Origin of the sequence: Yersinia alsatica (genome assembly GCF_025133195.1) — a bacterium.
Lineage (GTDB): Bacteria > Pseudomonadota > Gammaproteobacteria > Enterobacterales > Enterobacteriaceae > Yersinia > Yersinia alsatica.
In genome coordinates this window covers 3044991-3070801 of the sequence record NZ_CP104006.1, presented here as the reverse complement: position 1 = coordinate 3070801, position 25811 = coordinate 3044991, and the positions used below count along the sequence as shown (strand labels likewise).

Below are 25811 nucleotides of genomic sequence, written 5' to 3'. Positions count from 1 at the left end.
TAGGTTCAGCCGTTTTTTTATCGCCACCGACGCTATTGTCTTTTTACTGAACGTTATGTGGCTTTAGCTATATCGCTAGCGAGCCAGCAACTTACTCTTCTTCACTTTCATCACTAGCAACTCGCTTACTGCTCAAGCCATATTCACGTAGCTTATTCGCAATGGCGGTGTGAGAAACCCCCAACCGTTTGGCCAGCTTACGTGTACTAGGATAATTGCGATAAAGGCGAGTCAAAACAGAGCGTTCGAAACGTTTGCTGATGTCATCAAGTGAGCCATCGAGAACTTCATCCCCAAGCGCAGCTTCAACTTCGAACTCCGGTAAAATGATATCTTGCGGCCGTAACTCAGACCCTTCCAACTGAGTCAGGGCGCGGTAGATAGCATTTTTCAACTGCCGCACGTTGCCAGGCCAGCCATAATTCGTCAGGAAGCTACTCAGTTCAGGGGCCAATTTGGGCCGCGGCACGCCTTGTTCGTCGGAAAAACGCGCCACAAACATCGCCGTCAGCGGCATGATGTCGGCCTGACGCTCACGCAATGGTGGCAAAGTGATGGTCAATACATTGAGGCGATAATATAAATCCTCACGGAATTCACCACGCTGTACCAACTCCACTAAATTCTTTTGTGTCGCGCAAATAACCCGCACATCGACATGCACCTCGTGCTCCTCCCCAACCCGGCGGAAAGTCCCGTCATTAAGGAAGCGCAACAATTTGATTTGCATGCGAGGCGACATTTCGCCGATTTCATCCAGCAGCACCGAGCCGCCATTAGCCTGCTCAAAGAAGCCCTTTTTGCCCTCAATGGCATTAGGATAAGCTCCCGCGGCATAGCCAAATAGCTCGCTTTCTACCACATCATCTGGCATCGACGCACAGTTTAAGCCGAGGAATGGCATTTTCCCGCGCGGGCTGCGCAGATGGCAGGCGCGCGCTAATAAGTCTTTGCCGGTGCCGGTATCCCCCACGAGCAATAAAGGTGCATCCAGCATGGCCAATTTACGTGCTTGTTCAAGTACCTGACGCATCTTCGTGCTGGTCGCAACAATCTGTTTAAATTCAGTATCGTCATTAACCGATAAAATTTGCAGCTGTTTGCCCATGCGCGCGGTGGATTTTAACATCACCACGGCCCCCACGGTCTGGCTCTGCTGATTTTCATCTTCAAGCTGAATCGGGGTGATTTCCATCAGGTAATCCTGATTATTGATCAACACCCGTTCAGTATGAGGCGCGGTTTCGCCCTCTTCAAACCAGCGGGCAAAGTTATACCCACCCAGCAAACCACCGGCCGTTTTATGGCGGATTTTCTCTTCATTAAGGGAAAATAACTCGCGAGCGGCAGGGTTGGCTAACTCAAGATTACCTTTCAAATCGATAGAAAATACAGGCTCGGGCATGGACTCAAGCAATGCCCGCAGCGAACGGTGTTCGCGCTCTGACGGCATGAAAGAGACGGTTCGGACATCAGTGACACCTTCAATGCGCCGAATATCCATCATTAAGGCGCTAAATACACTGAAGTCCAGTTGGGAGAAGTTCAGGTAAATGCGGCCAATCGGATCAATTTCGATCCCCCGTAAATCAATGCTGCGTAAAACCAAGAGATCAAGTAACTCTCTGGTGAGACCGAGTCGGTCTTCGCAAAAAACTTCCAAGCGCATCAGTATCGACCTTATATATGGCAGGTGCGGAATATCTGTCATGATAATACCCTGTCCCCCCGTGCTGATGAAGCAGTCTGTCAGCAAAAGTTGACAGGAATCGGCTTTTTGTTGTTTTTTTTGCTCGATAAAGCACAGAAAGGAAATATCATCAGCGCCTATAGCCGAACTATATAGCGGCATATTAGTTTTTATTCTAATAATTCAGAATAATATAATGCTTAATCGTGTCAAGCTCTTCGTCAAGCGCGAGTGACACTTTGCTTTGTATCGGCCAACTGGCTATAGTAGAGGTAGCCAATTGACCGAGGAGGTTACATGAGAGCATATCACCCAGCCCCAGCGACCAAAACAGACGCGCTATGGCGTGAGATTGGCTTGCCCGCCAGCCGCGGTCCTGTGTTGGTAGATAGCATCAAAATGGGTTTTTCTGTTGATGTTATCGACAGTATTCATCTATGGGCATCAATACCTAAAGCCGAAATATTACGTGCAACCGGGATTCCCAGCCGCAGCCTCACCCGCCGACGCACTCATGATGGTCGTTTTACCCCCGAAGAGAGTGAGCGAATTGCGCGTTTTGTCCGCGTAATGGATGCAGCCGTTGATTTGTTCGGTGGTGATAAAAACCGTGCCATCACCTGGATGTCGACCCCAATCAAAGGCTTGGGTCAGCGCAGCCCTGATTCTTTGCTGGAAACAGAAACCGGTGCACTGGAAGTTTGTGATTTAATTGGCCGGCTAGAGCACGGCGTATTTTCATAGTAGAAAGGACCGAGCTTTACGCATCGGGTACAGGGATAAGTAGTATTCTAACAGGGTGATTTTGCTATGAATGACCGCCTGATGGGCCGTTACTGATGATTTTCTACCGCATTGTGATGCGCCATTATCTGGCGTCAACCTGGACTGGCTACGGGGCAGAAATCTATGGCGGTCGCTGGAACCACAAGGGACATGCGGCTATCTACTTAGCCAGCAGTGTGTCGCTAGCGATGCTGGAAACCTTAGTGCATATTCAGGATAGCTCAACATTGAGTGAGTTCGAGCTATTCCAGATTGAGATAGATGACAGCAATATCATGTTGCTACAGCCGCAGGACTGGCCAACTGACTGGCGCAGTGATCCGGCACCGGTAGCCACAATGGATATTGGCACCGAATGGCTGGAGTCAGAATCATCACTTGGATTACTGGTTCCCTCTACTCTGGTGCCATCAGAAAATAACCTGCTGGTTAACCCTCGCCACCAAGACTTTCAAGCTTGCCTGACCAGTGTCAAGCCGCTCTCTTTTTCCTTTGACTCACGCCTAAAATAGTCTTCACAACCAAGGGTTAACGCTTATCACGGCTGACTAATCTTATCTTTTTTGGGCAAGGTGTTTTTCAGTTGGCTAATCAACTGGCGGCGGAAATCACCTAACTTAGGTTTATCCTCCCCCAACCAAGGTAATGGGCGACACAGTTCCATAGCTTTGATACCCAGTCTGGCCGTCAGCAACCCCGCCCCAATGCCTTGGGCAGCACGGGCTGATAGACGCGCAGCCAGATCCTGAGACAGCCAATCCATACCCACTTCACGCACCAATTCTGAAGCACCGGCAAAAGCAATGTTCAGCAGCACCAGGCGGAACAGCCTAATGCGGCTGAAATATCCCAGTTCAATGCCATACAAAGCCGCAATACGATTAATTAACCTGATATTACGCCAGGCAATAAAGGCCATATCCACCAGCGCTAATGGGCTAACGGCTATCATCAATGCGGATTCAGCAGCATAGCGGCTGATTTCGGCCCGCGCCTGATTATCCAGAGCTGGCTGTACCAATTTGGCATAAAGTTCAACGACTTCACGATCGTTATGGGTTTCATGCAGCGACGCTTGCCAGCGCTGTAATGCCGGATGCCCTTGATCCAGCCCAGCCTGACGTGCCAGTTTTTCACAAAACGCCCGCCCCTGACCAATCCCGTGGCTAACCAGCAGTTCGCGCGCGATATCACGTTCTTCAGCCCGTTGACGCAGCCGGTATAAGCGCCGCCATTCCGTCACTACCGAGCCAACGCCCGCCAACACAATCAGCCCCCCGGCAGTGGTAGCCCCCAGCGCTATCCAATCTTGTTGCTGCCAGGCTTGGTTAACCCATTGCACTGACTGAGCAATCACACTGACACCAAATAGCGCCACGCCGGCAGTGACCATTTTACGCCACAGACTACGTTTAGGTTTCAGTGCCGCATTAACTAGCCCTTCAACTCGGCCTTCTTCATTTTCTGCATCTAATTCCGGGGTGGCAGGATAGAAATTCTCGCTAGCTTGCTGGCTGAAATCCTGCGCCGCTTTTAATACCGGTTCATCCAGTGGTTGCAATGGCTGTTCAAAATCGATTCGAGGCTTTAACGGCTCGTTCATCGCAATTTATCTCCCAATAAAAATTCCATCACCGCATCAAGACGAATATGAGGCAATGGGCTGTCCACATTGACCGCCTGCGGGCGAAACTCATCAAAATGGAAGCCTTGCTGCTGCCAAAAAGCCGGGCCCGGTAAACGGGCTGGAACATCGCCGGGAAACACCGTCAGCGGCATACCATCACTCAGACGATGGCCCCGTAACGCCGGTATTTTCTGCCCTTGATGCTCGACAATGCCGCTCTCTGTTGCTTGTACCGAGGCCAACCCGACACAATCCATGCTAATCCCTTCGAAAGCCGCATTCTGCCAAGCTTCTTGCACCAGTTGCTGGAGCAAAGAAACCAAATTGGCATGTTGATCTGCCGTGACATGGTCAGCTTTGGTTGCCGCGAACATCAACTTATCAATACATGGTGAGAATAGGCGGCGGAATAAAGTACGCTTCCCATAATGGAAACTCTGCATCAATTGTGTCAGCGCCAAACGCATATCATTGAATGCCTGCGGCCCGCTGTTCAGGGGTTGCAAGCAGTCCACCAGCACGATTTGCCGGTCAAAACGCACAAAATGCTCTTTATAGAAACCTTTCACCACCGAGTTGCAATAATAGTTAAAACGAGCGCGTAACATCCCCAAATTGGAGTGTTTATCTGCTTGAGCTAACCGAGATTCACCTAGGCTGTTGACATCCGGCCATGGGAAAAACTGTAATGCAGGTGCGCCCGCCATATCGCCGGGTAACACAAATCGCCCTGGCTGAATAAAATGCAGCCCTTCATTTTTGCAACGAATCAGATAATCGGTATAGGCTTGTGCAATCGCTGCCAGTTGATTTTCGTCTGCCGGTGCCAGTGGATCACACTGCTGGCACAGTGCCAGCCAAGGCTCGGCCCACTTGGCACGATCACCTTGTAACAGCCCCGCCATCTGGCGCGACCAGCTTAAATAGTCCTGCTCCAGCATCGGCAAATCGAGTAACCATTCACCCGGATAATCGACAATTTCCAGATACAGCGTCGAAGTCTCTTTAAAGTGACGCAGCAACGAATCGCCAGAGCGAAAACGCAGCGCCAGACGAATTTCGCTGACGCCACGGGTGGGGGTTGGCCAGTTTGGCGGCGTGCCATATAAAGAGGCCAGCCCTTCATCATAAGTAAAACGTTGGATACCCAAGTCACGTTGCGGCACCCGTTTTACGCCGAGTAACCGCTCCTCGCGGACAGCAGAAAACAGCGGCAAACGCGCACCACTGTGGACATGAAGTAATTGATTCACTAACGAAGTGATAAAGGCGGTTTTCCCGCTGCGGCTCAGGCCGGTTACCGCTAACCGCAGATGACGGTCCATCCCACGGTTAACCAAAGACGTAATTTCATTTTGCAGTCGTTTCATGCTTCTCCTTGGCAAATTGGCCCGCAGCGGCCCCCATCGCCCGTTTTAACATAGGCTCCAGCATCATCAACAGCAACCAACGTAGGGGCTTACGGCTGACATTTTTTACTATCAAGCCTGCGGCACCGGCGGGGCCATAGGTCAGTGCGACAGTAAAAATAATTTTAGCTATTGTCGTTAATACTACACCGGCTCGCGTGCGGGCGAGGTTTTTGTTCATCTTCTTCCCCTCCGGCAAGCCGAAATTGGGATGACTCATCCCGTGATATTACAACTGACGAAAACGGCTGCGCACCCCGAAGGTCTCGGATGTGACATAGCGCTCGACCTGACGCAGACGCTGCTCACCTGCCCCCAACTCATACTCGAGCTGATCGAGAAGCTGCCTTGGCGTTGCTTCACGATGTTCGCTGAAACTGCTGGCGGGAGCCGGTTCCAACATAAAAGTCAGTACGATGTAGGCCACAATGGTAAACACGAACAGGCCGAAAAATAGTGATAAAACCACCATCACCCGAATCAAGCGTACCGGTATATCAAAATAGTGCGCCAAACCCGCACAGACCCCTTTGATCATGCCCTCTTCCGGTACCCGGTACAGTTTTTTGCTGCTGAGCCCATTAGCCATTATGACTGCCTCCAATCTGGATGCTGCGCATCAAGAATTTCTTCTAATGTCTGGATACGTTCGCGCATCCGGCGAGCATCATCAGTGAGTTGTGATAGGCGCTGCATATCCTGATGGCTGAGTTGAGCACCGCTTTGTTGGCGATTGCTGTAATGCAGCCATAACCAAATTGGTGCTACAAACAGCACAAAAATTGTCAGCGGTATGGCAAGAAACAGGATACTCATTCATTCCCCTTAATCATCTTTGCTAGCGGTTTTCCGCGTTTTATCATGGCAGGTCGTCGTTCGTTATCCCATCTGACGACCTGCACTGTGGTAGTAACATTACTCAGCTGAATTCATTTTTGCTTTCAGGGCAGCCAGTTGGTTGCTGATTTCGTCATCCGCTTTCAGCTCGGCAAATTGGCTTTCCAGTGATTTTTGTTTGCCAATCCCCACAGTTTCAGCCTCGGCTTCCATGTGGTCAATACGCCGCTCAAACTGCTCAAAACGCGCCATCGCCTCATCAAGTTTGCCACTGTCCAGTTGACGGCGAACATCACGGGATGATGCCGCAGCCTGATGGCGCAAGGTCAATGCCTGCTGTCTGGCGCGCGTTTCGGTCAGTTTGCTTTCCAGCTCGGTAATTTCATGCTTCATGCGGTCCAGTGTTTCATCCACTGTCGCCACTTCACGGGTTAGCGTGTCAATCAATGCCGCTACTTTCTGTTTTTCAATCAGTGCCGCACGTGCCAAATCTTCTTTATCTTTGCGCAGGGCCAGCTCGGCTTTATCCTGCCACTCTTGCTGCTGACTTTCGCTGTGATCAATGCGGCGCAGCAGCTGTTTTTTCTCTGCCAATGCGCGGGCCGATGTTGAGCGAATCTCAACCAGCGTATCTTCCATTTCCTGAATCATCAGCCGTACCAATTTCTGCGGGTCTTCGGCTTTATCCAGTAATGTATTGATGTTGGCGTTCACGATATCGGCGAAACGAGAAAAAATACCCATAATTTACATCCTCTTTTAACTTATTGGCTCTTTGAAATAGTGGCGTCTGATGACGCCTTGGCAGATAACTGTCTGGCAATAACACATTTCTTTCTTGGGTTAACTACAATCAAGAGTCGTGCCAACTTTTCACTAAAGTTAATGGACTGAAAAATAACAAAAAAAATTTTTGACTGTTTTAGGATAGAATGTAGATTAATAATTTTAACCAACTATTGGCGAATTTCACCATGAGTGAGCAATTAGAAAACCTGTTAGGCGAAGCAAACTCGTTTGTTGAGGTGCTGGAGCAAGTTTCTGGGCTGGCAAAGCTGAATAAGCCGGTATTGGTAATTGGCGAACGAGGGACCGGTAAAGAGCTTATTGCCCACCGCCTGCACTACTTATCCAATCGTTGGCAGGGGCCATTTATTTCGCTTAACTGTGCTGCCCTCAATGAAAACTTACTCGATTCTGAGTTGTTTGGTCATGAGGCCGGGGCTTTTACCGGGGCGCAAAAACGCCATTTGGGCCGTTTTGAACGGGCGGACGGCGGCACCCTGTTCTTGGATGAACTGGCAACCGCGCCGATGTTAGTGCAGGAGAAGTTATTGCGTGTGATTGAATATGGCCATCTGGAGCGCGTGGGGGGTAGCCAACCATTGCAGGTGGATGTGCGGCTGGTGTGCGCCACTAATGATAATTTGCCGGCGTTAGCGGCAGCAGGTAAATTCCGCGCCGATTTGCTCGACCGCCTCGCCTTTGATGTGGTGCAGTTGCCGCCTTTGCGCGAGCGCCAGCAAGATATCATGTTGCTGGCCGAGCACTTTGCCATTCAGATGTGCCGCGAATTAGGTCTGCCTCTTTTCCCTGGATTTACACCACTGGCGCAAGCCGAGTTATTGGAATACCGCTGGCCCGGTAATGTGCGTGAGCTTAAAAATGTGGTCGAGCGCTCGGTATATCGTCACGGCGACAGCAGCCAGCCACTGGGGAATATTATTATCAATCCCTTTGCCAGCCGCTTGGGTACTGAAAATGAGGCTATTGCGCATCATGATACCCATGGGGTGGCCGACTCATCGTCAGAGTTACCCACTCTTCCTATCGATCTTAAACAGTGGCTGCATAGCCGTGAACAACAGATGTTAAAGCACGCGCTAGAACAGGCGCGATTTAATCAACGTAAGGCGGCGAGTCTGCTGGGTCTGACATACCATCAATTACGCGGCATGCTAAAAAAACATGCCATGCTGGCAGGAGAAAATGATCAGCAGTAAAGGCGAGATTAGCTGGATAGCTTTATAGCAGGCAAAAAAAAGGCCAGCACCCGAGCTGGCTTAAAAAACACTGGAAGCAATGTGAGCAATGTCGTGCTTTTCTGTCAAAAGCCTAAAATCACTGACTTTATCCCGAAGAGCAAAATGATGATAATAGTTATCAATAGCACTTGCAAACACTTTGTTGAGAATTTTTCTCATTCCCATACTGATTCTGATGGAATTATGTGCAGCGAATACCCGAAATCCCCTCTCTGCTTGTTATGCCGCTATGATTTCCTATTGAGGAAACAATAATTTGCTTTTTATTTCACTCAATTGCTGTAATAAGCAGCAGATGGCGTATTTGTTGCTCTCAATGAATAGTTGTTTTGCTCAATGGATTGGGGGGCGTGCCAGATTACGGTACACTAAGAACATTGCTTACTGACTGCGAAAGCGTATATGCGTGCTTTACTGATTTGGATGCTGTCGCTGGCTTGCCTTGCGACTCCCGCGCTGGCGCAACCTGCCCCAGCCGCCGAACCCACTCAACCACTGCCGGATATCCGTCAGCGTGGTTTTGTTTATTGTGTCAGCGGGATACTCAATACCTTTAACCCACAGATGGCCAGCAGCGGATTAACAGTCGATACCTTGGCTGCTCAGCTTTATGACCGGCTGCTGGATGTCGACCCTTATACCTATCGGTTAATCCCGGAGTTAGCCGAAAGCTGGCAAGTGCTGGATAACGGCGCGACTTATCGTTTTCATTTACGCAAAGATGTCCCTTTCCAGACCACCGACTGGTTCTCTCCCACTCGGAAGATGAATGCCGATGATGTAGTGTTCAGTTTTCAGCGCGTGTTTGACCCGCAGCACCCCTACCATGACGTCAATGGCGGCGAATATCCCTATTTTGACAGTTTGCAATTTGCCGATGCAGTACAAAGTGTCAAAAAACTGGATGACTATACGGTTGAATTTAAACTAAAAGCGCCCGACGCCTCCTTCCTGTGGCATTTAGCAACCCATTATGCGCCGGTGCTGTCGGCCGAATATGCCGATGTCTTAACTAAAAAGGGGCGACAGGAGCAGATCGACCGCGAGCCTGTGGGTACCGGTCCATTCTTATTGAATGAATATCGCTCTGGTCAATATATCCGGTTATTCCGCAATAGTGCCTATTGGAAAGGTTTGCCGCGCATGCCTCAGGTGGTGATTGACTTAGGTGCCGGTGGCACTGGCCGTCTCTCTAAATTACTGACCGGTGAGTGTGACGTGCTGGCTTATCCCGCGGCCAGCCAGTTATCTATTTTACGTGATGACCCGCGCTTGCGGCTGACACTGCGCCCGGGGATGAATGTCGCCTATCTGGCCTTCAACACCCGTAAACCGCCACTCAATAACCAGCGCGTGCGCCAGGCCATAGCTTTATCTATTAATAACCAGCGTTTGATGCAATCTATCTATTACGGCACCGCCGAGACGGCAGCATCTATCTTGCCGCGCGCATCATGGGCTTATGATAGCCAAGCTCAAGTCACTGAATACAATCCGGAAAAAGCCAAGGAAATACTCAAAGAGCTGGGTATCACTAAGCTGCAACTCAATTTATGGGTACCTACCGCGTCGCAATCCTACAACCCTAGCCCATTAAAAACGGCGGAGCTAATTCAGGCGGATTTAGCACAGGTGGGAATTAGCGTGAATATTGTGCCGGTCGAGGGCCGTTTCCAAGAGGCGCGGCTGATGGAGATGAGTCACGACCTGACGCTATCTGGCTGGTCAACCGACAGTAATGACCCAGACAGTTTCTTCCGCCCATTATTAAGCTGTGCAGCAATTCGTTCGCAAACAAACTATGCTCACTGGTGTAACCCGGAGTTTGATGATCTGCTGCAAAAAGCATTACGTTCCCAGCAATTGTCGGCACGTATTGATTATTATCAGCAAGCCCAGCGTATTCTGGAGCAACAGTTGCCGCTGCTGCCATTGGCATCATCCTTGCGGTTACAAGCATACCGCTATGATATTAAAGGTTTGGTACTCAGTCCGTTTGGCAATTCTTCTTTTGCTGGCGTGTTCCGCGAGAGCGATGAGGGCAAAAAGCCATGATCATCTTCACCTTACGGCGCTTATTACTGCTAATGATAACTCTGTTTATGTTGTCGCTGGTCAGTTTTAGTTTGAGCTACTTTACCCCTCATGCGCCCTTAAATGGCGCAGCGCTGCTGGATGCCTATCGTTTCTATTTCAGTAGCTTGTTGCAGTGGGATTTCGGCGTTTCCAGCATTAATGGTCAGCCTATCAGTGAGCAGCTACGCGAAGCTTTCCCAGCCACCATGGAGCTGTGTGTTTTAGCCTTTACCCTGGCGCTGTTTGTCGGCATTCCGTTGGGCATTATTGCCGGGGTGATGCGCGGCAAATTTGCTGATATCGCCATCAGTTCTATTGCTCTCATCGGCTTCTCAATTCCCGTGTTTTGGCTGGCGCTGTTATTGATGCTGTTCTTTTCGCTGCATTTGGGATGGCTACCGGTATCAGGGCGTTTTGATCTGCTCTATCAGGTAAAACCGGTCACCGGGCTGGCATTAGTCGATGCCTGGCTCTCACCCTCACCTTATCGTAAAGAGATGATGCTCAGTGCGCTTCAGCATATGATCTTGCCCATCACCGCACTGGCGGTGGCTCCTACCACCGAAGTTATCCGCCTGATGCGCACCAGCACCGATGATGTTATCGGGCAAAATTATATCAAAGCGGCAGCCACCCGTGGCTTATCAAGATTCACCATTATTCGCCGCCACGTGCTGCATAATGCGCTGCCGCCGATTATCCCGAAATTAGGATTACAATTCTCAACCATGCTGACACTGGCGATGATAACCGAAGTGGTCTTTAACTGGCCGGGGTTGGGCCGTTGGCTGATTAACGCCATTCGTCAGCAAGATTACGCCGCTATCTCTGCCGGTGTGATGGTGGTGGGTTCGTTGGTCATCGTCATTAACGTCCTGTCAGATATTCTGGGCGCAATGATGACGCCGCTAAAGCATAAGGAATGGTATGCCCTTCGATAATGTCTACCGCGAGAAGAAAATGCCCAGCCCGTTGCTGTATACCTGGCGGCTGTTCTATTCTGATGGCTTGGCGATGGTGGGTTTCTACGGGGTTGTTGGCCTGTTGTTGCTGTGTGTGCTGGGCAGTACATTGGCCCCCTATGCCCTCGACCAACAGTTTTTAGGTTATCAATTACTGCCACCCTCTTGGTCTCGCTATGGCAATGTCTCTTTCTTCCTTGGCACTGACGATTTAGGCCGCGATATATTAAGCCGCTTATTGGCGGGTACAGCCTCTACTTATGGCTCCGCGCTGCTCGTCACTGTCGCCGCAGCACTGTGTGGCGTGGTGCTCGGTGTCTTTGCCGGTATTACTCATGGCTTCCGCTCCGCGATCCTGAATCATATTCTGGATACCTTGCTCTCTATTCCTTCATTACTGCTGGCTATCATTGTTGTGGCCTTTGTCGGCCCGAGTTTAGAGCATGCCATGTTCGCCGTGTGGCTAGCATTATTACCGCGAATGGTTCGGACTATTTATAGCGCTGTTCATGATGAGTTGGATAAAGAGTATGTGATTGCGGCCCGTCTGGACGGCGCTTCCACTCCGCATATTCTGGCCTATGCCATTTTGCCCAATATTGCCTCGGTGTTAGTGACGGAGTTTACCCGCGCCCTTTCGATGGCCATTTTGGATATCGCCGCCTTGGGCTTTCTCGATTTAGGCGCGCAGTTACCTTCGCCGGAATGGGGTGCCATGCTGGGTGATTCACTGGATTTAGTCTATGTTGCCCCTTGGACGGTGATGCTGCCCGGCGGTGCCATTTTAGTGAGTGTGTTGTTGGTAAACCTGTTAGGTGATGGTATGCGCCGAGCGATTAATGCGGGGGTGGAATAATGCCGTTACTTGATATTCGTAACCTCACTATTGAATTTATGACCTCTGAGGGCATGGTAAAGGCGGTTGACCGCATTAGCATTACTCTGACAGAGGGGGAAGTCCGTGGATTAGTGGGTGAATCTGGCTCAGGTAAGAGTTTGATTGCCAAAGCTATCTGCGGAGTCAGCAAAGATAACTGGCGCATCACCGCAGACCGTTTTCGTTTTGACGATATTGACCTGCTGCAATTGACCCCACGTGAGCGGCGTAAGGTGATCGGCCATAATATTTCGATGATTTTCCAAGAGCCGCAATCTTGTCTGGACCCTTCCGAAAGTATTGGCCGACAACTACAGCAAGCCATCCCCGGCTGGACGTATAAAGGCCGCTGGTGGCAGCGATTTCATTGGCGTCAACGGCGCGCGATAGAGTTGCTGCACCGGGTGGGGATCAAAGACCACAAAGATATTATGCGCAGCTACCCTTATGAGCTGACCGAGGGTGAATGCCAAAAAGTTATGATTGCTATCGCTCTGGCAAACCAGCCACGGCTGCTGATCGCCGATGAACCGACCAATGCGATGGAACCGACCACCCAGGCACAAATTTTCCGCCTGCTGGCGCGGCTGAATCAGAACAACAACACCACTATTTTGCTCATTAGCCATGATTTGCAGATGATGAGCAAATGGGCGACCCGGGTTAATGTGCTGTATTGCGGTCAAACCGTGGAAAGTGCCGTTTGTGAAGATCTGCTGGCGGCCCCGCATCATCCCTATACTCAAGCCTTGATCCGCGCCATGCCCGATTTTGGTCGTTCTTTGCCACATAAAAGCCGCTTGAATACTTTGCCGGGAGCCATTCCATCACTGGAGCATTTGCCGATCGGCTGTCGTCTGGGGCCACGTTGCCCGTATGCACAAAAAACCTGCATTGAAACGCCGCGCTTGCGATTGGTTAAAAACCACGCCTTTGCCTGCCACTTCCCCTTAAATTTGGAGGAGCAATAATGGCCGAGACGCTGCTCGAAGTCCGTAACCTGAGCAAAACCTTCCGCTATCGCACCGGGTTATTTCGCCGCCAACATGTAGAGGCGGTTAAATCCGTCAGTTTTACCTTACGTGAGGGACAAACACTGGCGGTTATTGGTGAGAATGGCTCGGGTAAATCCACACTGGCGAAGATGCTATCAGGCATGATTGAACCGACTGACGGTGAGTTGCTCATTGACGACCATCGTCTGGTTTATGGTGATTACGCCTATCGTAGTCAACGTATCCGTATGATTTTCCAAGACCCTAGCACCTCACTGAATCCGCGCCAACGTATTGGTCAACTGCTGGATGCGCCACTGAAGCTGAACACGGATTTAGACTCAGCCGCCCGTGAGCAGCGCATTTATCAGACTTTACGTCAGGTGGGGCTGTTACCTGATCACGCTAATTACTATCCTCATATGTTGGCTTCAGGCCAGAAGCAGCGTATCGCGCTGGCGCGGGCACTCATTTTGCAACCCAAAGTGATTGTTGCCGATGAAGCGCTAGCCTCACTGGATATGTCCATGCGCTCGCAGATTATTAATCTGATGCTGGAGTTACAGGAAAAGCACGGAATATCTTATATTTATGTGACTCAGCACTTAGGCATGATGAAGCATATCAGTGACCAAGTGATTGTGATGCATGAAGGGGAAGTAGTGGAACGTGGCAGCACCGCTGAAGTGTTGGCGGCGCCGCTGCATGACCTGACCAAACGCTTAATTGCCAGCCATTTTGGTGAAGCATTGACCGCCGATGCCTGGCGGCGGGATTCCGGCAATTTTTAATACTGCCACGCGACGAATTCTGCGTGGAGAGGCCTCAATACAGTACCGGCTCAATATCGCGCCCGGTTAATGTACACAAAAGGATTATTGCTATGGGTTTTCTTACCGGCAAACGCATTCTGATAACAGGTGTCGCCAGCAAATTATCAATTGCTTATGGCATTGCCCAGTCCATGCACCGCGAAGGGGCTGAATTGGCCTTCACCTATCAGAATGACAAATTAAAAGGTCGCGTTGAAGAGTTTGCGGCGGCACTCGGTTCCAAACTGATTTTCCCTTGCGACGTCGCGCAGGATGAGAGTATTGAGCAGCTGTTTACTGACTTAGGCCAAGCTTGGCCGAAATTTGATGGTTTCGTGCACTCGATTGGTTTTGCTCCAGCGGATCAGTTAAAAGGTGACTATATTGATGCCGTCACCCGCGAAGGTTTTGGCATTGCGCACGACATCAGCTCATACAGTTTTGTCGCTATGGCAAAAGCTTGCCGTACCATGCTCAACCCGAACGCGGCCCTGCTGACCCTGACCTATCTGGGTGCTGAACGTGCTATTCCAAACTATAACGTAATGGGCTTGGCAAAAGCCTCTCTGGAAGCCAACGTGCGCTATATGGCTAATGCGATGGGGCCAGAAGGCATTCGTGTCAATGGCATTTCTGCGGGGCCAATTCGCACACTGGCAGCTTCGGGTATTGATAGCTTCCGTAAAATGCTGGCACATTGTGAAGCGGTAACCCCTATTCGTCGCACCGTCACCATTGAAGATGTCGGTAATCCGGCCGCATTCCTGTGTTCCGATTTAGCCGCAGGCATCACCGGTGAAATCCTGCATGTTGATGGCGGTTTCAGTATTGCGGCAATGAATGAGTTGAACCTGAAGAAACCAGAGTAATCGCCCACCACCGGCTAAGTAAGGTCACGCCCCGCTTTGTCATCCGCGACCTATCCGGCGCGGATTTTTTCTATTTTCCTCATCCATTAGTCAATTACTGACTAACGTAACAACATTTTTGTTATATATAATAATATGTTATTACTTTTGGTTATGGATTATGGTTTAACATTATTTTATCTCGCAAACCCAATCAGCAATGATATCCACTGTGTTCACTCCTCAAAACAACAGGATATATTGCCGATGTCGAATCCTTGCACTTTGCATTGCTCCCAGCCAGATACCGCACTAATCCGCTACTCACATCCGGCCGGTCATTCAGTTGTGATTACCCCACTGCTGCCTTTCACACTGGCATGTTGCTGCCCCTAACGGAGGTCACTATGGTGCAATTTAGACGCCACGATAATGCCCATTGGTATCATGAAACTCAACGTAGCGGCGGGAGCCTCGCGGCGTCAGCCAGCGATGAAAGTTACTGTGCTAATAGTAGTAATATCAGCAACCGCCACCATGATGAGAACACCACTGAGCAAGGTATTTTTCTGCTCGGCCTAGCCGAGAGTGTTCCCGCCGTACTAGATGACGCATTGCAGCATCACGCCCTTATCTTACGGGCTTCAGATGCGATGTATCAGGCGCTTTTCCCGGCGATTGTCGAGCCAGATCACGACCATCGATTCTCGCTCTATGACCGACTAAGTAGCGCATTGACCGTCGCGCAGGTGACCGGCGTTCAACGTTTGTGCAGCCACTATGCCGCGCGTCTCACCCCGCTTTCCAGCCCGGATGCATCGCGGGAAAGCAATATGCGGCTAACACAAATTACCCAATATGCTCGCCAACTCGCCAGCCAGCCGACCTTAATCGATAGGCACGCACTGCAACAATTAGCCGACGTAGGCTTGAGCAACGCAGATATTATTGTTTTATCGCAGGTAATTGGTTTTGTGGGTTATCAGGCCCGAGTCGTAGCCGGTTTTTCGGCTCAGGCCGGCTATCCGACTGTCATGTTGCCCGGTTTCCCGCGCATGGAAGATGCCAGCGCAAGTCAGTTACCGGAGATTGACTCTCTATGGCAAGGTTGGTTGCCGGGATTAACAGCAACAGCGACTGAAGAGCCACAGGTTAATCCTGAGCTGACACTGAACCAATTATTGGCACTCCACCCACTCAGTTCACATGCTTATCATGCGATTACCGCGCAGGCTCAAAACCTTCAGTTAGTGACCGTCGATTCAGCTGCCACGGCTTGGCAACAGTGGATAGCACTGGTCAGTGGCCGGATCAACGGCAGCCGCTACTGTCAGGCGCGTCATCAACACCATTTGCAGCAATGGGCCGGGAATTCATCATTACTGGCGGCGCTACAGGCCGGGATTGATTGCGCGCTGGCAAGCCAAGCAGATAAGCAAATCACCCACCAGCTTATTTATGTTACTGCCGAATTGACCCGCGCACCGGAACGTTTTAGCCCGCAGCACGTCAGCCCATTGCTCGCCCTTGGCATCAGCAATGAACAATTACTGAGTATTATCTTTAACGTGGCAACCGCAGGCTGGACCAACCGCCTCCGCCACACGTTAGGGCAAGCCGTTTGATGCTCATCCATACTGCTGGTCATCAAGCTTCGTGAGTCGCTAGCCACGCGTGGGCAACATCAAAGAAATGCTGAGCCAGTGGTGTGACTCGCCCTGGCTCAGCCACGACCACGGCGGCATGTCGGCTCATCTTAGGAATATCCACTGGCCGCCGCTGTAGTGCTGGCGACATATCCGGCAACAAACTGCCCTGAGGGAACAACCCGCAGCCCAGCCCGACAAAAACACCTTGTAACAACTGGAAAATTGAGGTGCTTTCCAGCCGGGCATGCAATGACAGCCCCGCATCGCGAAAGCTGTTATCCATATAGCGGCGAAAATAGCGGCTAGGCTCCGTTAAACAGAGTGGTAAGGCGGCTGTTTGCGCCAATGTCAGCGGCTCAGTACCAACCAAATCAGGGAAATGCTCGGGATGAAACACCACATCAACACCGCTATCAACTAAAGGCTGAACCTGAAAATGCAATTCTTTCAATGTGTTCAGTTCAAAAAAGCCAATGCCGACATCCACTGAGTGACCGGTCAACGCCTCGAGCAGCTGATCCGCACTTAATACTGAAACCCGATAGTCCAGATGGGGATAGTGCTCGCTGGCGCTTTTCAGCAAACGCGCCAGTGAAATACTGCATTGTGGCACCACACCAATACGCAGCGTGCCATTTAACCCATTTTTGAGTGACTCAACTTCTAGTTTTAGCCCTTGATAGACCGAGACAATCTCCCGCGCCCAAGCTAAAACACGCTCACCTTCCGCCGTAAATCCTTCAAAGTTATTGCCACGGTTTATCAGGGCCACTCCCAGCTCCCGCTCCAGATTTTTCAAGCGCATCGACAGTGTCGGCTGACTAACGAAGCTGGCTTCAGCCGCGCGGCCAAAGTGTTTTTCGCGCTCTAAATTACAGAGATAGATAAGCTGTTTGATATCCATACAATACTCAGATTTTTACGATTACCGGCAGTATATCATTGTGCTCGCACCCTATGTTTTGCCCTTGGGGTGCTTTTAGGTGAAAAAATTTACACAACTCTCTGATCCAGATCCCAGTTTAACTCGCGGCTCAGGTTTTTACCTGGTTAACATTTAAGCTAACTTTGGATAATTTCAGACTTTTCCATATAAGCACAATATTGGTTTGGTTATTCACATACAGATAACTATATGAACCATAAATTAGCCAAATAGCAGAATATATCACTAAATAAAATCAGTTCAGCTTTTAATCAAAACAAAAATTCGCCAAACAGCCAAAACATAAACGTTAATACTGCATAACATTTGTAACATGGTTACATCGAACTGAGAGGGATATATGTAACAGAACATTACAAAAGCCTTGTCTCGTTGACAAAGATAGTGAACATTAACCGCCGCCAAACATCTTATAACAACGCAAAAGGATGCCATCCGCGCATTCACTTTTGTATTTCCTGTCATTTATGGCCGGTAGTGAAAAACAGAGGTTTCTCGTGTCAACAGCAAACAGCAATCAACAACCACCAAACAGTGAACAGCCCGAAAACATCAGCATGAATGCTTTCAAGCAGCCGAAAGCGTTCTATCTGATCTTTTCTATAGAGCTTTGGGAACGTTTTGGTTATTACGGCCTGCAAGGGATCATGGCCGTTTATCTGGTCAAAATGCTCGGGATGAGCGAAGCCGATTCCATCACGTTATTCTCTTCCTTCAGCGCACTGGTTTATGGCTTTGTGGCCATCGGTGGCTGGTTAGGTGATAAGGTTCTCGGCGCGAAACGTGTCATCGTGCTCGGCGCACTGACATTGGCTGTGGGCTATACCATGATCGCCTACTCGGGTCATGACATTTTCTGGGTTTATCTGGGCATGGCGACCATTGCTGTTGGTAATGGTTTGTTTAAAGCTAACCCATCCTCCCTGCTCTCAACCTGCTATAACAAAGACGACCCGCGTTTGGACGGTGCATTCACCATGTACTATATGTCCGTCAATATCGGTTCGTTCTTCTCTATGCTGGCAACACCATGGTTAGCCGCTAAATATGGTTGGAGCGTGGCATTCTCTCTCAGCGTAGTGGGGATGTTGATCACTCTGGTGAACTTCTGGTTCTGCCGTAAGTGGGTGAAAAACCAAGGTTCTAAACCTGACTTTGCACCATTGCAGTTTAAAAAATTACTGATGGTACTGATTGGCGTGGTTGCATTGGTTACCCTGTCTAGCTGGTTGTTACATAACCAAATTGTGGCGCGCTGGGCACTGGCACTGGTTTCACTGGGCATTATCTTTATCTTTGCCAAAGAGACGTTTTCTCTGCACGGGACAGCACGTCGCCGAATGATTGTGGCGTTCCTGTTGATGCTGGAAGCCGTGGTGTTCTTTGTGCTGTATAGCCAAATGCCAACCTCACTGAACTTCTTTGCTATTCACAACGTTGAGCATTCAATCTTTGGCATTGCTTTTGAACCAGAACAATATCAGGCACTGAACCCATTCTGGATCATGGTTGCCAGCCCAATATTGGCCGCTATCTATAATAAAATGGGCGACCGCCTGCCAATGCCACATAAGTTTGCTTTCGGCATGGTGCTTTGTTCTGCGGCATTCCTGGTCTTGCCATGGGGCGCAAGCTTCGCTAACGAGCACGGTATCGTCTCCGTCAACTGGCTGATTCTGAGCTATGCACTGCAAAGTATCGGTGAATTAATGATTTCTGGCCTCGGTCTGGCGATGGTTGCACAGCTGGTTCCTCAGCGTTTAATGGGCTTCATCATGGGGTCATGGTTCCTGACCACTGCGGCGGCAGCCCTGATCGCCGGTAAAGTCGCGGCATTGACCGCTGTACCAAGTGATATCACCGACGCCCATGCATCACTGGCTATCTACAGCCACGTGTTTATGCAGATTGGTATTGTCACCGCCGTCATCGCCGTACTGATGATGCTGACTGCGCCAAAACTGTATCGCATGACATTGGCACCGAGTGACAGCAAGAAAGCCACCCCGGTAACAGCAGCATAATTATCTGACTAACTAACAGCGCTCCTCTGGGGCGCTGTTTTTATTTTTACGCTTGCCAACGACGTTCCTACGCCAAACTGGAAATTTCCATCCTCCCACCTAATATTTCCTAAACACTGCCCCTGCTCAATCCTTTAAGTGACAACCATCCATTTAGAAAATACATTTGGTCTATAACAAGATTTTTTACTCACCTCTGAGGGTATCGATGAAGACTGCATTGCTTAGCAAAACAAAACTCCGCCAAACATTACTGGCGCTGTCAGTTGTCGGGGCCAGCACTCTGGCTCTCAGCCTGCCGACGATCAGTAGCGCCGCAGCGCCCGCCCAGCAGCAAACACAGGTTCCCGGCTACTACCGGATGGCATTAGGGGATTTTGAAGTCACGGCTATCTATGACGGTTATATAAAACTGGGCACTAATCTGCTGAAAGATATCAGCGAAAAAGATATCCAAACGCTGCTCTCCAGTATGTTTATTGATAGCACTAACGGCGTGCAGACAGCGGTAAATGCTTTCTTGATTAACACCGGCAGTCACTTGGTGTTAGTTGATGCTGGCGCGGCACAATGTTTCGGGCCGACACTCGGGGTAGTGGTGGATAATATTCGCGCCGCAGGTTATCAGCCGGAACAGATTGATACCGTGCTACTGACTCACCTGCACCCCGACCATGCTTGTGGCATCAACAATCAAGGCAAAGCCGTGTTCCCCAACGCCACGGTCTATGTGTCAAAAGGGGATGCGGATTTTTGGTTGAATAAAGACGTCGCCAGTAAGGCACCACCAGAGCACCGCCCAATGTTTGAAAAATCAATGGAGTCGGTTGCCCCTTATGTCGCCAATAATAAGTTAAAAATATACACGGCGGGTGAAACCCTACTCCCTGGCGTCAAAGTGGTGCCGACTCCGGGCCATACACCGGGCCATACCTCATATCTTTTCTCTTCAAAAGGTGACAATTTGCTGGTTTGGGGGGATATCGTGCACAGTCACTCCATTCAATTCGCACATCCGAATGTCTCTTTAGAGTTTGATTCTGATAGCAAACAGGCCATTGCAACCCGCAAAGCCATTTTTGCTGAAGCCGCGAAAGACAAACTGTGGGTAGCCGGTGCTCATCTTCCGTTCCCTGGCCTCGGCCATGTTCGGGCTGATAAAGTCGGTTACACTTGGGTGCCAGTGGAATACAGCCCACTGATTGAGAAAAAATAAAGCAATACGGCTTAATCCGCTGAGATTAAAAACCGCCTTTCACTCTTGGGCGGTTTTTTTCAAGTTGATCATGGGCAACTTAGTTATCTGACCATACCGCCAATTGATAACCATCTGGATCGGTAAAGTGGAAACGTCGTCCACCTGGAAAAGCAAAAATAGGCACCACAATTGGCGCACCCGCCGCTACCAGACGTTTTTGCGTCTGTTCTAAATTATCTGCATACAGAATAATTAGCGGCCCGCCATTAGGCTGAACCTCACTTAAGGTAGTAAAACCCCCAGTCAACCGGCCATCAGTAAACTCACAGTATCCCGGCCCGTAATCAGTAAACTGCCAGTTGAAAACCGTGCCATAAAACGCCTTCGAACGGGCAATGTCACTGACAGCAAACTCTATGTTGTCGATCCGACTATCATTTCCCTGAATACCCATTAGCTGCTCCTGTGGTGAGTTCATTGATATGGTTAATGACCTATCTTAGGTATTTAAGCTATTGATGTCTGCAATCCTCTCCCACTTGTGCGTGAACAGCATCACATTATGACAGTGTAAAAAACGAACTATACTGATCTTAGGTCGTGTGGCATTAAACCCCATCCCCCAGTGCTATGGGGATGATATTTGTCTGTTATTCGCGGCCGGTAGCGGGCAAGGAGGTGACTTATGATCAACCATGTATGGGGGCTTCTGACCCATCCCAGTCAGGAATTGCAGCAAATCAAGCATGAAGGTGAAAGTGTCCAGCACCTGTATGCTCATCACGTACTGTTGATGGCCGCTATTCCGGTGATTTGCGCGTTTATCGGCACCACGCAAGTGGGCTGGAATTTCGGTGATGGCCAGAGCATAAAACTGACACCCCTTACCGCGCTCTATTCCGCCATTATTTTCTATGTTTTGATCCTGGCCGCCGTCGCCCTGATGGGCCGCGTGATTTACTGGATGGCGCGCCGCTATGAAAGCCGCCCCAGTTGGCAAAGTTGTACCCTGTTCGCCGGTTATGCCGCGACACCGATGTTTTTAGCGGGTGTGGTGGCCCTCTACCCTATTATTTGGCTGTGTTTGCTGGTGGGGATTGTGGCACTTTGCTATGCCGGTTATCTGATGTATCTGGGGATCCCTACCTTCTTGAATATTGACCGACAAGAGGGATTTATCTTCTCCGGCTCCACCTTTGCCATTGGCGTTTTAGTATTAGAGTTACTCCTTGGCCTGACCGTTCTACTGTGGGGCTACGGTTCACGATTGCTATAGCCAATAGGCTTCGCACTCGCTTTTTCTTCACTCCTGGTCTTGCTACTACTACCCGCTTTGCGAAATTTTTCGTAAAGCGGGGTTCTTTATTTCCTATTTGAAACCGTTAACAGGCTTTTATGGTAATTAATGTCGCCTGGATCGCAATCTCTTACATCCCCGTACAGCATAAGGTTGTACACTGTGTAGGACTGATGCAAACAAGGCAAAAAAAATGAAAAAGCTGACATTAAAAGAAATGACCGAAAGTGAGCAACGTGACGTCAAAACGCAACTCGATAAAGCCAGGATCAATTTAGGAAGGGCATTAACCAATTCAGAACAAAATAAAGTCAAAGACGAAGCAATAGAAAAAATCATGCACGCCAGAGAACAAGTCGCCAAGTTAACCCGCGTCGAAAGAAAAACCAAAAAAACAGCACCAAGCACCACCACTTTTAGCTGGTCAGCATCGATCAGCACCCGTCCACCACGGTAATTAATTTCCACTGACAGAAATTAGCTGTCATGGATGACCTACAGCGGGGAAGTCCTCTCCGCTGCGGGCACTTTATTTCTTGCACCACATTGATTTCTATTCCCACTGTTATTTTCCGCATAATTATCTTACGTCGCTAGCTGCATTTTTCTCTCGTCTGCCTTAGGATTAAGGAAGCTTTTTTCTTTCAGTGCTCTATTAAGGAGTTTGTGATGAAATTGTTCTATAAACCCGGTGCCTGTTCTTTATCTCCGCATATCGTATTACGTGAAGCAGGATTGGACTTCAGTATTGAAAGCGTCGATCTGGCGACCAAAAAGACTGAAACGGGTGAAGACTATTTAAGCATCAATCCCAAAGGACAGGTCCCCGCGCTGCTGCTGGATGATGGTAGCCTGCTAACTGAAGGTGTGGCTATCGTGCAATATTTGGCGGATAAAGTGCCAGATCGCCATCTGATTGCCCCATCAGGTACCCTTTCCCGCTACCATGCCATTGAGTGGTTAAACTTCGTTGCGACTGAATTACATAAAGGTTTCAGCCCACTGTTTAATTCAAAAACACCTGAAGAGTATAAAGCGATTGCTCGTGAGCGGCTAGATAAGCAATTCAGTTATGTCGATAGCGTATTAGCACAGCATGATTATCTGTTAGGCAAAAAATTCAGTGTAGCTGACGCTTATCTATTTACCGTCACCCGCTGGGCCAATGCGTTGAAGCTTGAAATTAAGCAACGCAGCCATTTAGATAAATTTATGGCACGAGTGGCTGAACGCCCAGCAGTAAAAGCGGCATTAGCCGCCGAAGACGCGAAGAAATAAGAGATTAAATTAAGAGCAGCGCCCCTCTTTAAGGGGCGCTTGATATAAATGGCAGCTTATCTACCCAATAGATTTCGTATTGCAGCAAGGCGGCAACTGAACGAATCCACTGGAGCTTAGTTCACTAAGTCACTGGGATGAGTGCACGTAGCTAACAACTCTGCGACTTCAAATACTAAGGGGATTGGCGGTGAACTGGCATGACGGATTAACAATAGCATCCTGCGCTGCAACCACCTGAAGCTCATACTCACCCATTGCCTGAGTTTTCAGCATCACTTCATATACTGCCGCCGTCACATGCTCGAGCGCCTTATCCAGTGGCTCGCCTTTAAGCAGATTGACCAACAATAAACCACTGGTCAAATCACCGACACCCACCGGCTGACGAGCGCCAAAGTCCACCAGCGGGCGGCTAATGTGCCATGCCTCATCAGCGGTAACTAAGAGCATTTCAAAGCAATCAGCATGATAACCTGCTCGGCTCAGGTGCTTAACCAATACAATTTTTGGCCCTTTAGCACAAAGCTCGCGGGCAACGTTAACCGCCTGCTCGACATTCTCTACTCGCACACCGCTGAGTTGCTCAAGTTCAAGCAGATTGGGGGCAATAATATCACTGGCGGGTAATGCCTCTTTGCAGAAGAACTCAGCCACACCGGGAGCAACAATACAGCCCTTCTCAGGATGCCCCATCACCGGATCGCAGAAATACCAGGCTGCTGGATTGGCCTGTTTTACTTGCGCCACTGCCGCCAAAATATGGCCGCCTTGCTCGGGGGAACCAATATAACCACTCAATACGGCATCACAATCTTTCAGCCGATCAATATTGGCAATGCCTTGGACAATTTCAGTTAAATGGCTGGCGGGCATCACACATCCGGTCCAGTGACCATATTGTGTATGATTGGAAAACTGGACAGTATTCAGCGGCCAGACATTAACCCCCATCCGGCGCATAGGAAATTCAGCAGCGCTATTCCCTGCATGACCAAAAACAACGTGTGATTGAATCGAAAGTATATTTTTCATGGTACGGCCTAAAGTTAAGGGCGCTTAAAAAAAATAAGGGACATTTCTGCCCCTTATCTTATTTCATTCTTATAACCAGCTAATCAGGCAATAATGTTTTTTGCCACGGCGCAATAAGGTATAGCGGCCGAATAGGCGATCAGCATCAGTGAAAGTATATTCTGGATCTGACTGCTTCTCACCATTGATAGCAACGGCATTAGAGTTAATCATCGTGCGTGCCTGACCGCGGGACGGCACCAGCTCGGCATTCACCAGCGCTTGCTGCAAATCTGCATCGCGGCTCAGCTCAATCGTCGGCATCCCATCTTGTGCCAACTGGGCAAAGTCAGCCTCGGTCATGTCATGCAGATTGCCTGAGAACAAGCTATCGGTAATACGTTTGGCCGCTGCCAGACCTTCAGCACCATGGACCATAGCGGTCACATTTTCGGCCAGCACATACTGCGCCCGTGGTGCTTTGCCACTGTTTTTATCTTCTTCTTCCAGCGCATTAATCTCTTCCATGCTCATGAAAGTAAAGAATTTCAGGAAGCGATAAACATCAGCATCCGCAGTATTAATCCAGAATTGATAGAATTTGTACGGACTGGTTTTCTGCGGATCAAGCCATACTGCGCCACCTTCGGTCTTACCGAACTTGGTGCCATCTGCTTTAGTGATCAACGGCACGGTCAGACCATAAGCCTGCTGCTGGTGAAGACGACGAGTCAAATCGATACCTGAGGTAATGTTGCCCCACTGGTCCGAACCGCCAATTTGCAGGACTACGCCGTGAGCTTTGTTCAAGCAGGCGAAATCGTATGCTTGCAACAAGTTGTATGAAAACTCAGTGAATGAAATACCGCTGTCATCACGATTCAAGCGCTGTTTCACCGCTTCTTTATTAATCATCTGATTAACGGAGAAGTGTTTGCCGATGTCGCGCAGGAAAGTCAGCACGTTCATGCCACCAAACCAGTCATAGTTATTCGCGGCAATCGCACTGTTTTCACCGCAATCAAAATCCAGGAAGGGTGAAACCTGGCGGCGGATTTTCTCCACCCACTCATTGACGGTATCTTCGGTATTCAGCTTACGTTCGCTGGCCTTAAAGCTCGGATCACCAATCATGCCGGTAGCACCGCCAACCAAGGCCACCGGGCGATGCCCTGCCAGTTGGAAACGCTTTAGGCATAACAATGGAACCAGATGGCCCAAATGCAAGCTGTCTGCGGTAGGATCGAAACCGCAATACAGTGAAATTGGCCCTTGCGCCAGTCTCTCTGCTAACGCGTTTTCATCCGTAACCTGGGCAACGAGGCCCCGCTCTTGCAATTGTTTAATCAGGTTGCTGCTGGTCATCAACGACTCCATTGTCTTTTACGAAACATGTTCTTTTACGAGACATTGCTTGCTACAAAAATTCTCTGTGACAAAC

The 25811-nt window shown here is 49.6% G+C and carries 26 protein-coding genes; 15 read left to right on the top strand and 11 right to left on the bottom strand.

Annotated elements, in window-relative coordinates; all coding sequences use genetic code 11:
- Positions 1-91 precede the first annotated feature (91 nt).
- A complete protein-coding gene (tyrR, locus tag N0H69_RS13735; RefSeq protein ID WP_050151258.1) occupies positions 92-1669 on the bottom strand; it encodes a transcriptional regulator TyrR in 1578 nt (525 codons plus the stop codon).
- A 318-nt stretch (positions 1670-1987) separates the two neighbouring features.
- On the opposite strand from tyrR, the gene xre reads away from it, so the two are divergent.
- Complete coding sequence (xre, locus tag N0H69_RS13730; RefSeq protein WP_050151177.1) at positions 1988-2434, top strand: type II toxin-antitoxin system antitoxin Xre; 447 nt, start codon at positions 1988-1990, stop codon at positions 2432-2434.
- A gap of 95 nt (positions 2435-2529) precedes the next feature.
- Positions 2530-2988 (top strand): RES family NAD+ phosphorylase, encoded by a 459-nt coding sequence (locus N0H69_RS13725; protein ID WP_050134509.1) that lies wholly within the window; start codon positions 2530-2532, stop codon positions 2986-2988.
- Between the two features lie 26 nt (positions 2989-3014).
- On the opposite strand, the gene N0H69_RS13720 is transcribed toward N0H69_RS13725, so the two are convergent.
- The 6 genes from N0H69_RS13720 to pspA all read right to left on the bottom strand — a co-directional run bounded on the left by N0H69_RS13720 (position 3015) and on the right by pspA (position 7093).
- Positions 3015-4079 carry a YcjF family protein gene (locus N0H69_RS13720; protein ID WP_050151176.1) on the bottom strand — a complete coding sequence of 355 codons (1065 nt, stop codon included), beginning with the start codon at positions 4077-4079 and terminating at the stop codon, positions 3015-3017.
- Complete coding sequence (locus N0H69_RS13715; RefSeq protein WP_050121288.1) at positions 4076-5473, bottom strand: YcjX family GTP-binding protein; 1398 nt, start codon at positions 5471-5473, stop codon at positions 4076-4078. The genes N0H69_RS13720 and N0H69_RS13715 overlap by 4 nt, the downstream gene beginning before the upstream one ends.
- Positions 5454-5693, bottom strand: a complete 240-nt coding sequence (pspD, locus tag N0H69_RS13710; RefSeq protein WP_050151175.1) for a phage shock protein PspD — start codon at positions 5691-5693, stop codon at positions 5454-5456. Before pspD ends, N0H69_RS13715 begins: the two co-directional genes overlap by 20 nt.
- A gap of 48 nt (positions 5694-5741) precedes the next feature.
- Positions 5742-6101: an envelope stress response membrane protein PspC gene (gene pspC / locus N0H69_RS13705; RefSeq protein ID WP_050107119.1), complete on the bottom strand. Its 360-nt coding sequence runs from the start codon at positions 6099-6101 to the stop codon at positions 5742-5744.
- The gene (gene pspB, locus N0H69_RS13700) at positions 6101-6328 is read right to left on the bottom strand and encodes an envelope stress response membrane protein PspB (RefSeq protein ID WP_032910193.1); all 228 of its coding nucleotides are present in this window, start codon (positions 6326-6328) and stop codon (positions 6101-6103) included. The genes pspC and pspB overlap by 1 nt, the downstream gene beginning before the upstream one ends.
- A gap of 99 nt (positions 6329-6427) precedes the next feature.
- Positions 6428-7093 carry a phage shock protein PspA gene (gene pspA / locus N0H69_RS13695; RefSeq protein WP_050107120.1) on the bottom strand — a complete coding sequence of 222 codons (666 nt, stop codon included), beginning with the start codon at positions 7091-7093 and terminating at the stop codon, positions 6428-6430.
- A gap of 230 nt (positions 7094-7323) precedes the next feature.
- Here pspA and pspF point away from each other — a divergent pair, with 230 nt between their 5' ends.
- The 8 genes from pspF to N0H69_RS13655 all read left to right on the top strand — a co-directional run bounded on the left by pspF (position 7324) and on the right by N0H69_RS13655 (position 16589).
- A complete protein-coding gene (pspF, locus tag N0H69_RS13690) occupies positions 7324-8352 on the top strand; it encodes a phage shock protein operon transcriptional activator (protein ID WP_050145910.1) in 1029 nt (342 codons plus the stop codon).
- A gap of 444 nt (positions 8353-8796) precedes the next feature.
- Positions 8797-10449, top strand: a complete 1653-nt coding sequence (gene sapA / locus N0H69_RS13685) for an ABC transporter substrate-binding protein SapA (RefSeq protein WP_050151174.1) — start codon at positions 8797-8799, stop codon at positions 10447-10449.
- Positions 10446-11411 (top strand): putrescine export ABC transporter permease SapB, encoded by a 966-nt coding sequence (gene sapB / locus N0H69_RS13680; RefSeq protein WP_050107123.1) that lies wholly within the window; start codon positions 10446-10448, stop codon positions 11409-11411. Before sapA ends, sapB begins: the two co-directional genes overlap by 4 nt.
- Positions 11398-12288 carry a putrescine export ABC transporter permease SapC gene (gene sapC / locus N0H69_RS13675; RefSeq protein ID WP_050107124.1) on the top strand — a complete coding sequence of 297 codons (891 nt, stop codon included), beginning with the start codon at positions 11398-11400 and terminating at the stop codon, positions 12286-12288. The genes sapB and sapC overlap by 14 nt, the downstream gene beginning before the upstream one ends.
- The gene (sapD, locus tag N0H69_RS13670; protein ID WP_050107125.1) at positions 12288-13280 is read left to right on the top strand and encodes a putrescine export ABC transporter ATP-binding protein SapD; all 993 of its coding nucleotides are present in this window, start codon (positions 12288-12290) and stop codon (positions 13278-13280) included. Before sapC ends, sapD begins: the two co-directional genes overlap by 1 nt.
- Entirely contained in the window at positions 13280-14095 is an 816-nt protein-coding gene (gene sapF, locus N0H69_RS13665; protein WP_032910189.1) for a putrescine export ABC transporter ATP-binding protein SapF, read from the top strand. Before sapD ends, sapF begins: the two co-directional genes overlap by 1 nt.
- A 92-nt stretch (positions 14096-14187) precedes the next feature.
- Positions 14188-14985 (top strand): enoyl-ACP reductase FabI, encoded by a 798-nt coding sequence (gene fabI, locus N0H69_RS13660; RefSeq protein ID WP_050151173.1) that lies wholly within the window; start codon positions 14188-14190, stop codon positions 14983-14985.
- A gap of 386 nt (positions 14986-15371) precedes the next feature.
- Complete coding sequence (locus tag N0H69_RS13655; protein WP_050151172.1) at positions 15372-16589, top strand: CMD domain-containing protein; 1218 nt, start codon at positions 15372-15374, stop codon at positions 16587-16589.
- Positions 16590-16611: 22 nt separating this feature from the next.
- On the opposite strand, the gene N0H69_RS13650 is transcribed toward N0H69_RS13655, so the two are convergent.
- A complete protein-coding gene (locus tag N0H69_RS13650) occupies positions 16612-17517 on the bottom strand; it encodes a LysR family transcriptional regulator (RefSeq protein ID WP_050151171.1) in 906 nt (301 codons plus the stop codon).
- A 539-nt stretch (positions 17518-18056) separates the two neighbouring features.
- Here N0H69_RS13650 and dtpA point away from each other — a divergent pair.
- Both dtpA and N0H69_RS13640 read left to right on the top strand, forming a co-directional pair.
- Complete coding sequence (gene dtpA / locus N0H69_RS13645; RefSeq protein ID WP_050107129.1) at positions 18057-19583, top strand: dipeptide/tripeptide permease DtpA; 1527 nt, start codon at positions 18057-18059, stop codon at positions 19581-19583.
- Positions 19584-19791: 208 nt separating this feature from the next.
- Positions 19792-20799, top strand: coding sequence for an MBL fold metallo-hydrolase (locus tag N0H69_RS13640; protein WP_050121279.1), 1008 nt, complete (start codon positions 19792-19794; stop codon positions 20797-20799).
- Positions 20800-20878: 79 nt separating this feature from the next.
- On the opposite strand, the gene N0H69_RS13635 is transcribed toward N0H69_RS13640, so the two are convergent.
- Positions 20879-21235, bottom strand: coding sequence for a VOC family protein (locus tag N0H69_RS13635; RefSeq protein ID WP_050107131.1), 357 nt, complete (start codon positions 21233-21235; stop codon positions 20879-20881).
- Between the two features lie 231 nt (positions 21236-21466).
- Between N0H69_RS13635 and N0H69_RS13630 the strand changes: the two genes are divergently transcribed.
- The 3 genes from N0H69_RS13630 to gstA all read left to right on the top strand — a co-directional run bounded on the left by N0H69_RS13630 (position 21467) and on the right by gstA (position 23356).
- Positions 21467-22057: a Yip1 family protein gene (locus tag N0H69_RS13630; protein WP_072077497.1), complete on the top strand. Its 591-nt coding sequence runs from the start codon at positions 21467-21469 to the stop codon at positions 22055-22057.
- A gap of 214 nt (positions 22058-22271) precedes the next feature.
- Positions 22272-22535 (top strand): YjbD family protein, encoded by a 264-nt coding sequence (locus N0H69_RS13625; protein ID WP_050107132.1) that lies wholly within the window; start codon positions 22272-22274, stop codon positions 22533-22535.
- Positions 22536-22747: 212 nt separating this feature from the next.
- Positions 22748-23356, top strand: a complete 609-nt coding sequence (gene gstA, locus N0H69_RS13620; RefSeq protein WP_050107133.1) for a glutathione transferase GstA — start codon at positions 22748-22750, stop codon at positions 23354-23356.
- A gap of 168 nt (positions 23357-23524) precedes the next feature.
- On the opposite strand, the gene pdxY is transcribed toward gstA, so the two are convergent.
- Positions 23525-24391, bottom strand: coding sequence for a pyridoxal kinase PdxY (gene pdxY / locus N0H69_RS13615; RefSeq protein WP_050151170.1), 867 nt, complete (start codon positions 24389-24391; stop codon positions 23525-23527).
- 69 nt (positions 24392-24460) lie between these two features.
- Positions 24461-25735: a tyrosine--tRNA ligase gene (gene tyrS / locus N0H69_RS13610; protein WP_050107135.1), complete on the bottom strand. Its 1275-nt coding sequence runs from the start codon at positions 25733-25735 to the stop codon at positions 24461-24463.
- Positions 25736-25811: the final 76 nt, after the last annotated feature.

Bases quoted from the DNA above. Each gene is read 5' to 3' on its own strand.
- tyrR (WP_050151258.1), bottom strand. From the start codon at position 1,669: ATGCGCTTGGAAGTTTTTTGCGAAGACCGACTCGGTCTCACCAGAGAG.
- xre (WP_050151177.1), top strand. From the start codon at position 1,988: ATGAGAGCATATCACCCAGCCCCAGCGACCAAAACAGACGCGCTATGG.
- N0H69_RS13725 (WP_050134509.1), top strand. From the start codon at position 2,530: ATGATTTTCTACCGCATTGTGATGCGCCATTATCTGGCGTCAACCTGG.
- N0H69_RS13720 (WP_050151176.1), bottom strand. From the start codon at position 4,079: ATGAACGAGCCGTTAAAGCCTCGAATCGATTTTGAACAGCCATTGCAA.
- N0H69_RS13715 (WP_050121288.1), bottom strand. From the start codon at position 5,473: ATGAAACGACTGCAAAATGAAATTACGTCTTTGGTTAACCGTGGGATG.
- pspD (WP_050151175.1), bottom strand. From the start codon at position 5,693: ATGAACAAAAACCTCGCCCGCACGCGAGCCGGTGTAGTATTAACGACA.
- pspC (WP_050107119.1), bottom strand. From the start codon at position 6,101: ATGGCTAATGGGCTCAGCAGCAAAAAACTGTACCGGGTACCGGAAGAG.
- pspB (WP_032910193.1), bottom strand. From the start codon at position 6,328: ATGAGTATCCTGTTTCTTGCCATACCGCTGACAATTTTTGTGCTGTTT.
- pspA (WP_050107120.1), bottom strand. From the start codon at position 7,093: ATGGGTATTTTTTCTCGTTTCGCCGATATCGTGAACGCCAACATCAAT.
- pspF (WP_050145910.1), top strand. From the start codon at position 7,324: ATGAGTGAGCAATTAGAAAACCTGTTAGGCGAAGCAAACTCGTTTGTT.
- sapA (WP_050151174.1), top strand. From the start codon at position 8,797: ATGCGTGCTTTACTGATTTGGATGCTGTCGCTGGCTTGCCTTGCGACT.
- sapB (WP_050107123.1), top strand. From the start codon at position 10,446: ATGATCATCTTCACCTTACGGCGCTTATTACTGCTAATGATAACTCTG.
- sapC (WP_050107124.1), top strand. From the start codon at position 11,398: ATGCCCTTCGATAATGTCTACCGCGAGAAGAAAATGCCCAGCCCGTTG.
- sapD (WP_050107125.1), top strand. From the start codon at position 12,288: ATGCCGTTACTTGATATTCGTAACCTCACTATTGAATTTATGACCTCT.
- sapF (WP_032910189.1), top strand. From the start codon at position 13,280: ATGGCCGAGACGCTGCTCGAAGTCCGTAACCTGAGCAAAACCTTCCGC.
- fabI (WP_050151173.1), top strand. From the start codon at position 14,188: ATGGGTTTTCTTACCGGCAAACGCATTCTGATAACAGGTGTCGCCAGC.
- N0H69_RS13655 (WP_050151172.1), top strand. From the start codon at position 15,372: ATGGTGCAATTTAGACGCCACGATAATGCCCATTGGTATCATGAAACT.
- N0H69_RS13650 (WP_050151171.1), bottom strand. From the start codon at position 17,517: ATGGATATCAAACAGCTTATCTATCTCTGTAATTTAGAGCGCGAAAAA.
- N0H69_RS13640 (WP_050121279.1), top strand. From the start codon at position 19,792: ATGAAGACTGCATTGCTTAGCAAAACAAAACTCCGCCAAACATTACTG.
- N0H69_RS13635 (WP_050107131.1), bottom strand. From the start codon at position 21,235: ATGGGTATTCAGGGAAATGATAGTCGGATCGACAACATAGAGTTTGCT.
- N0H69_RS13630 (WP_072077497.1), top strand. From the start codon at position 21,467: ATGATCAACCATGTATGGGGGCTTCTGACCCATCCCAGTCAGGAATTG.
- N0H69_RS13625 (WP_050107132.1), top strand. From the start codon at position 22,272: ATGAAAAAGCTGACATTAAAAGAAATGACCGAAAGTGAGCAACGTGAC.
- gstA (WP_050107133.1), top strand. From the start codon at position 22,748: ATGAAATTGTTCTATAAACCCGGTGCCTGTTCTTTATCTCCGCATATC.
- pdxY (WP_050151170.1), bottom strand. From the start codon at position 24,391: ATGAAAAATATACTTTCGATTCAATCACACGTTGTTTTTGGTCATGCA.
- tyrS (WP_050107135.1), bottom strand. From the start codon at position 25,735: ATGACCAGCAGCAACCTGATTAAACAATTGCAAGAGCGGGGCCTCGTT.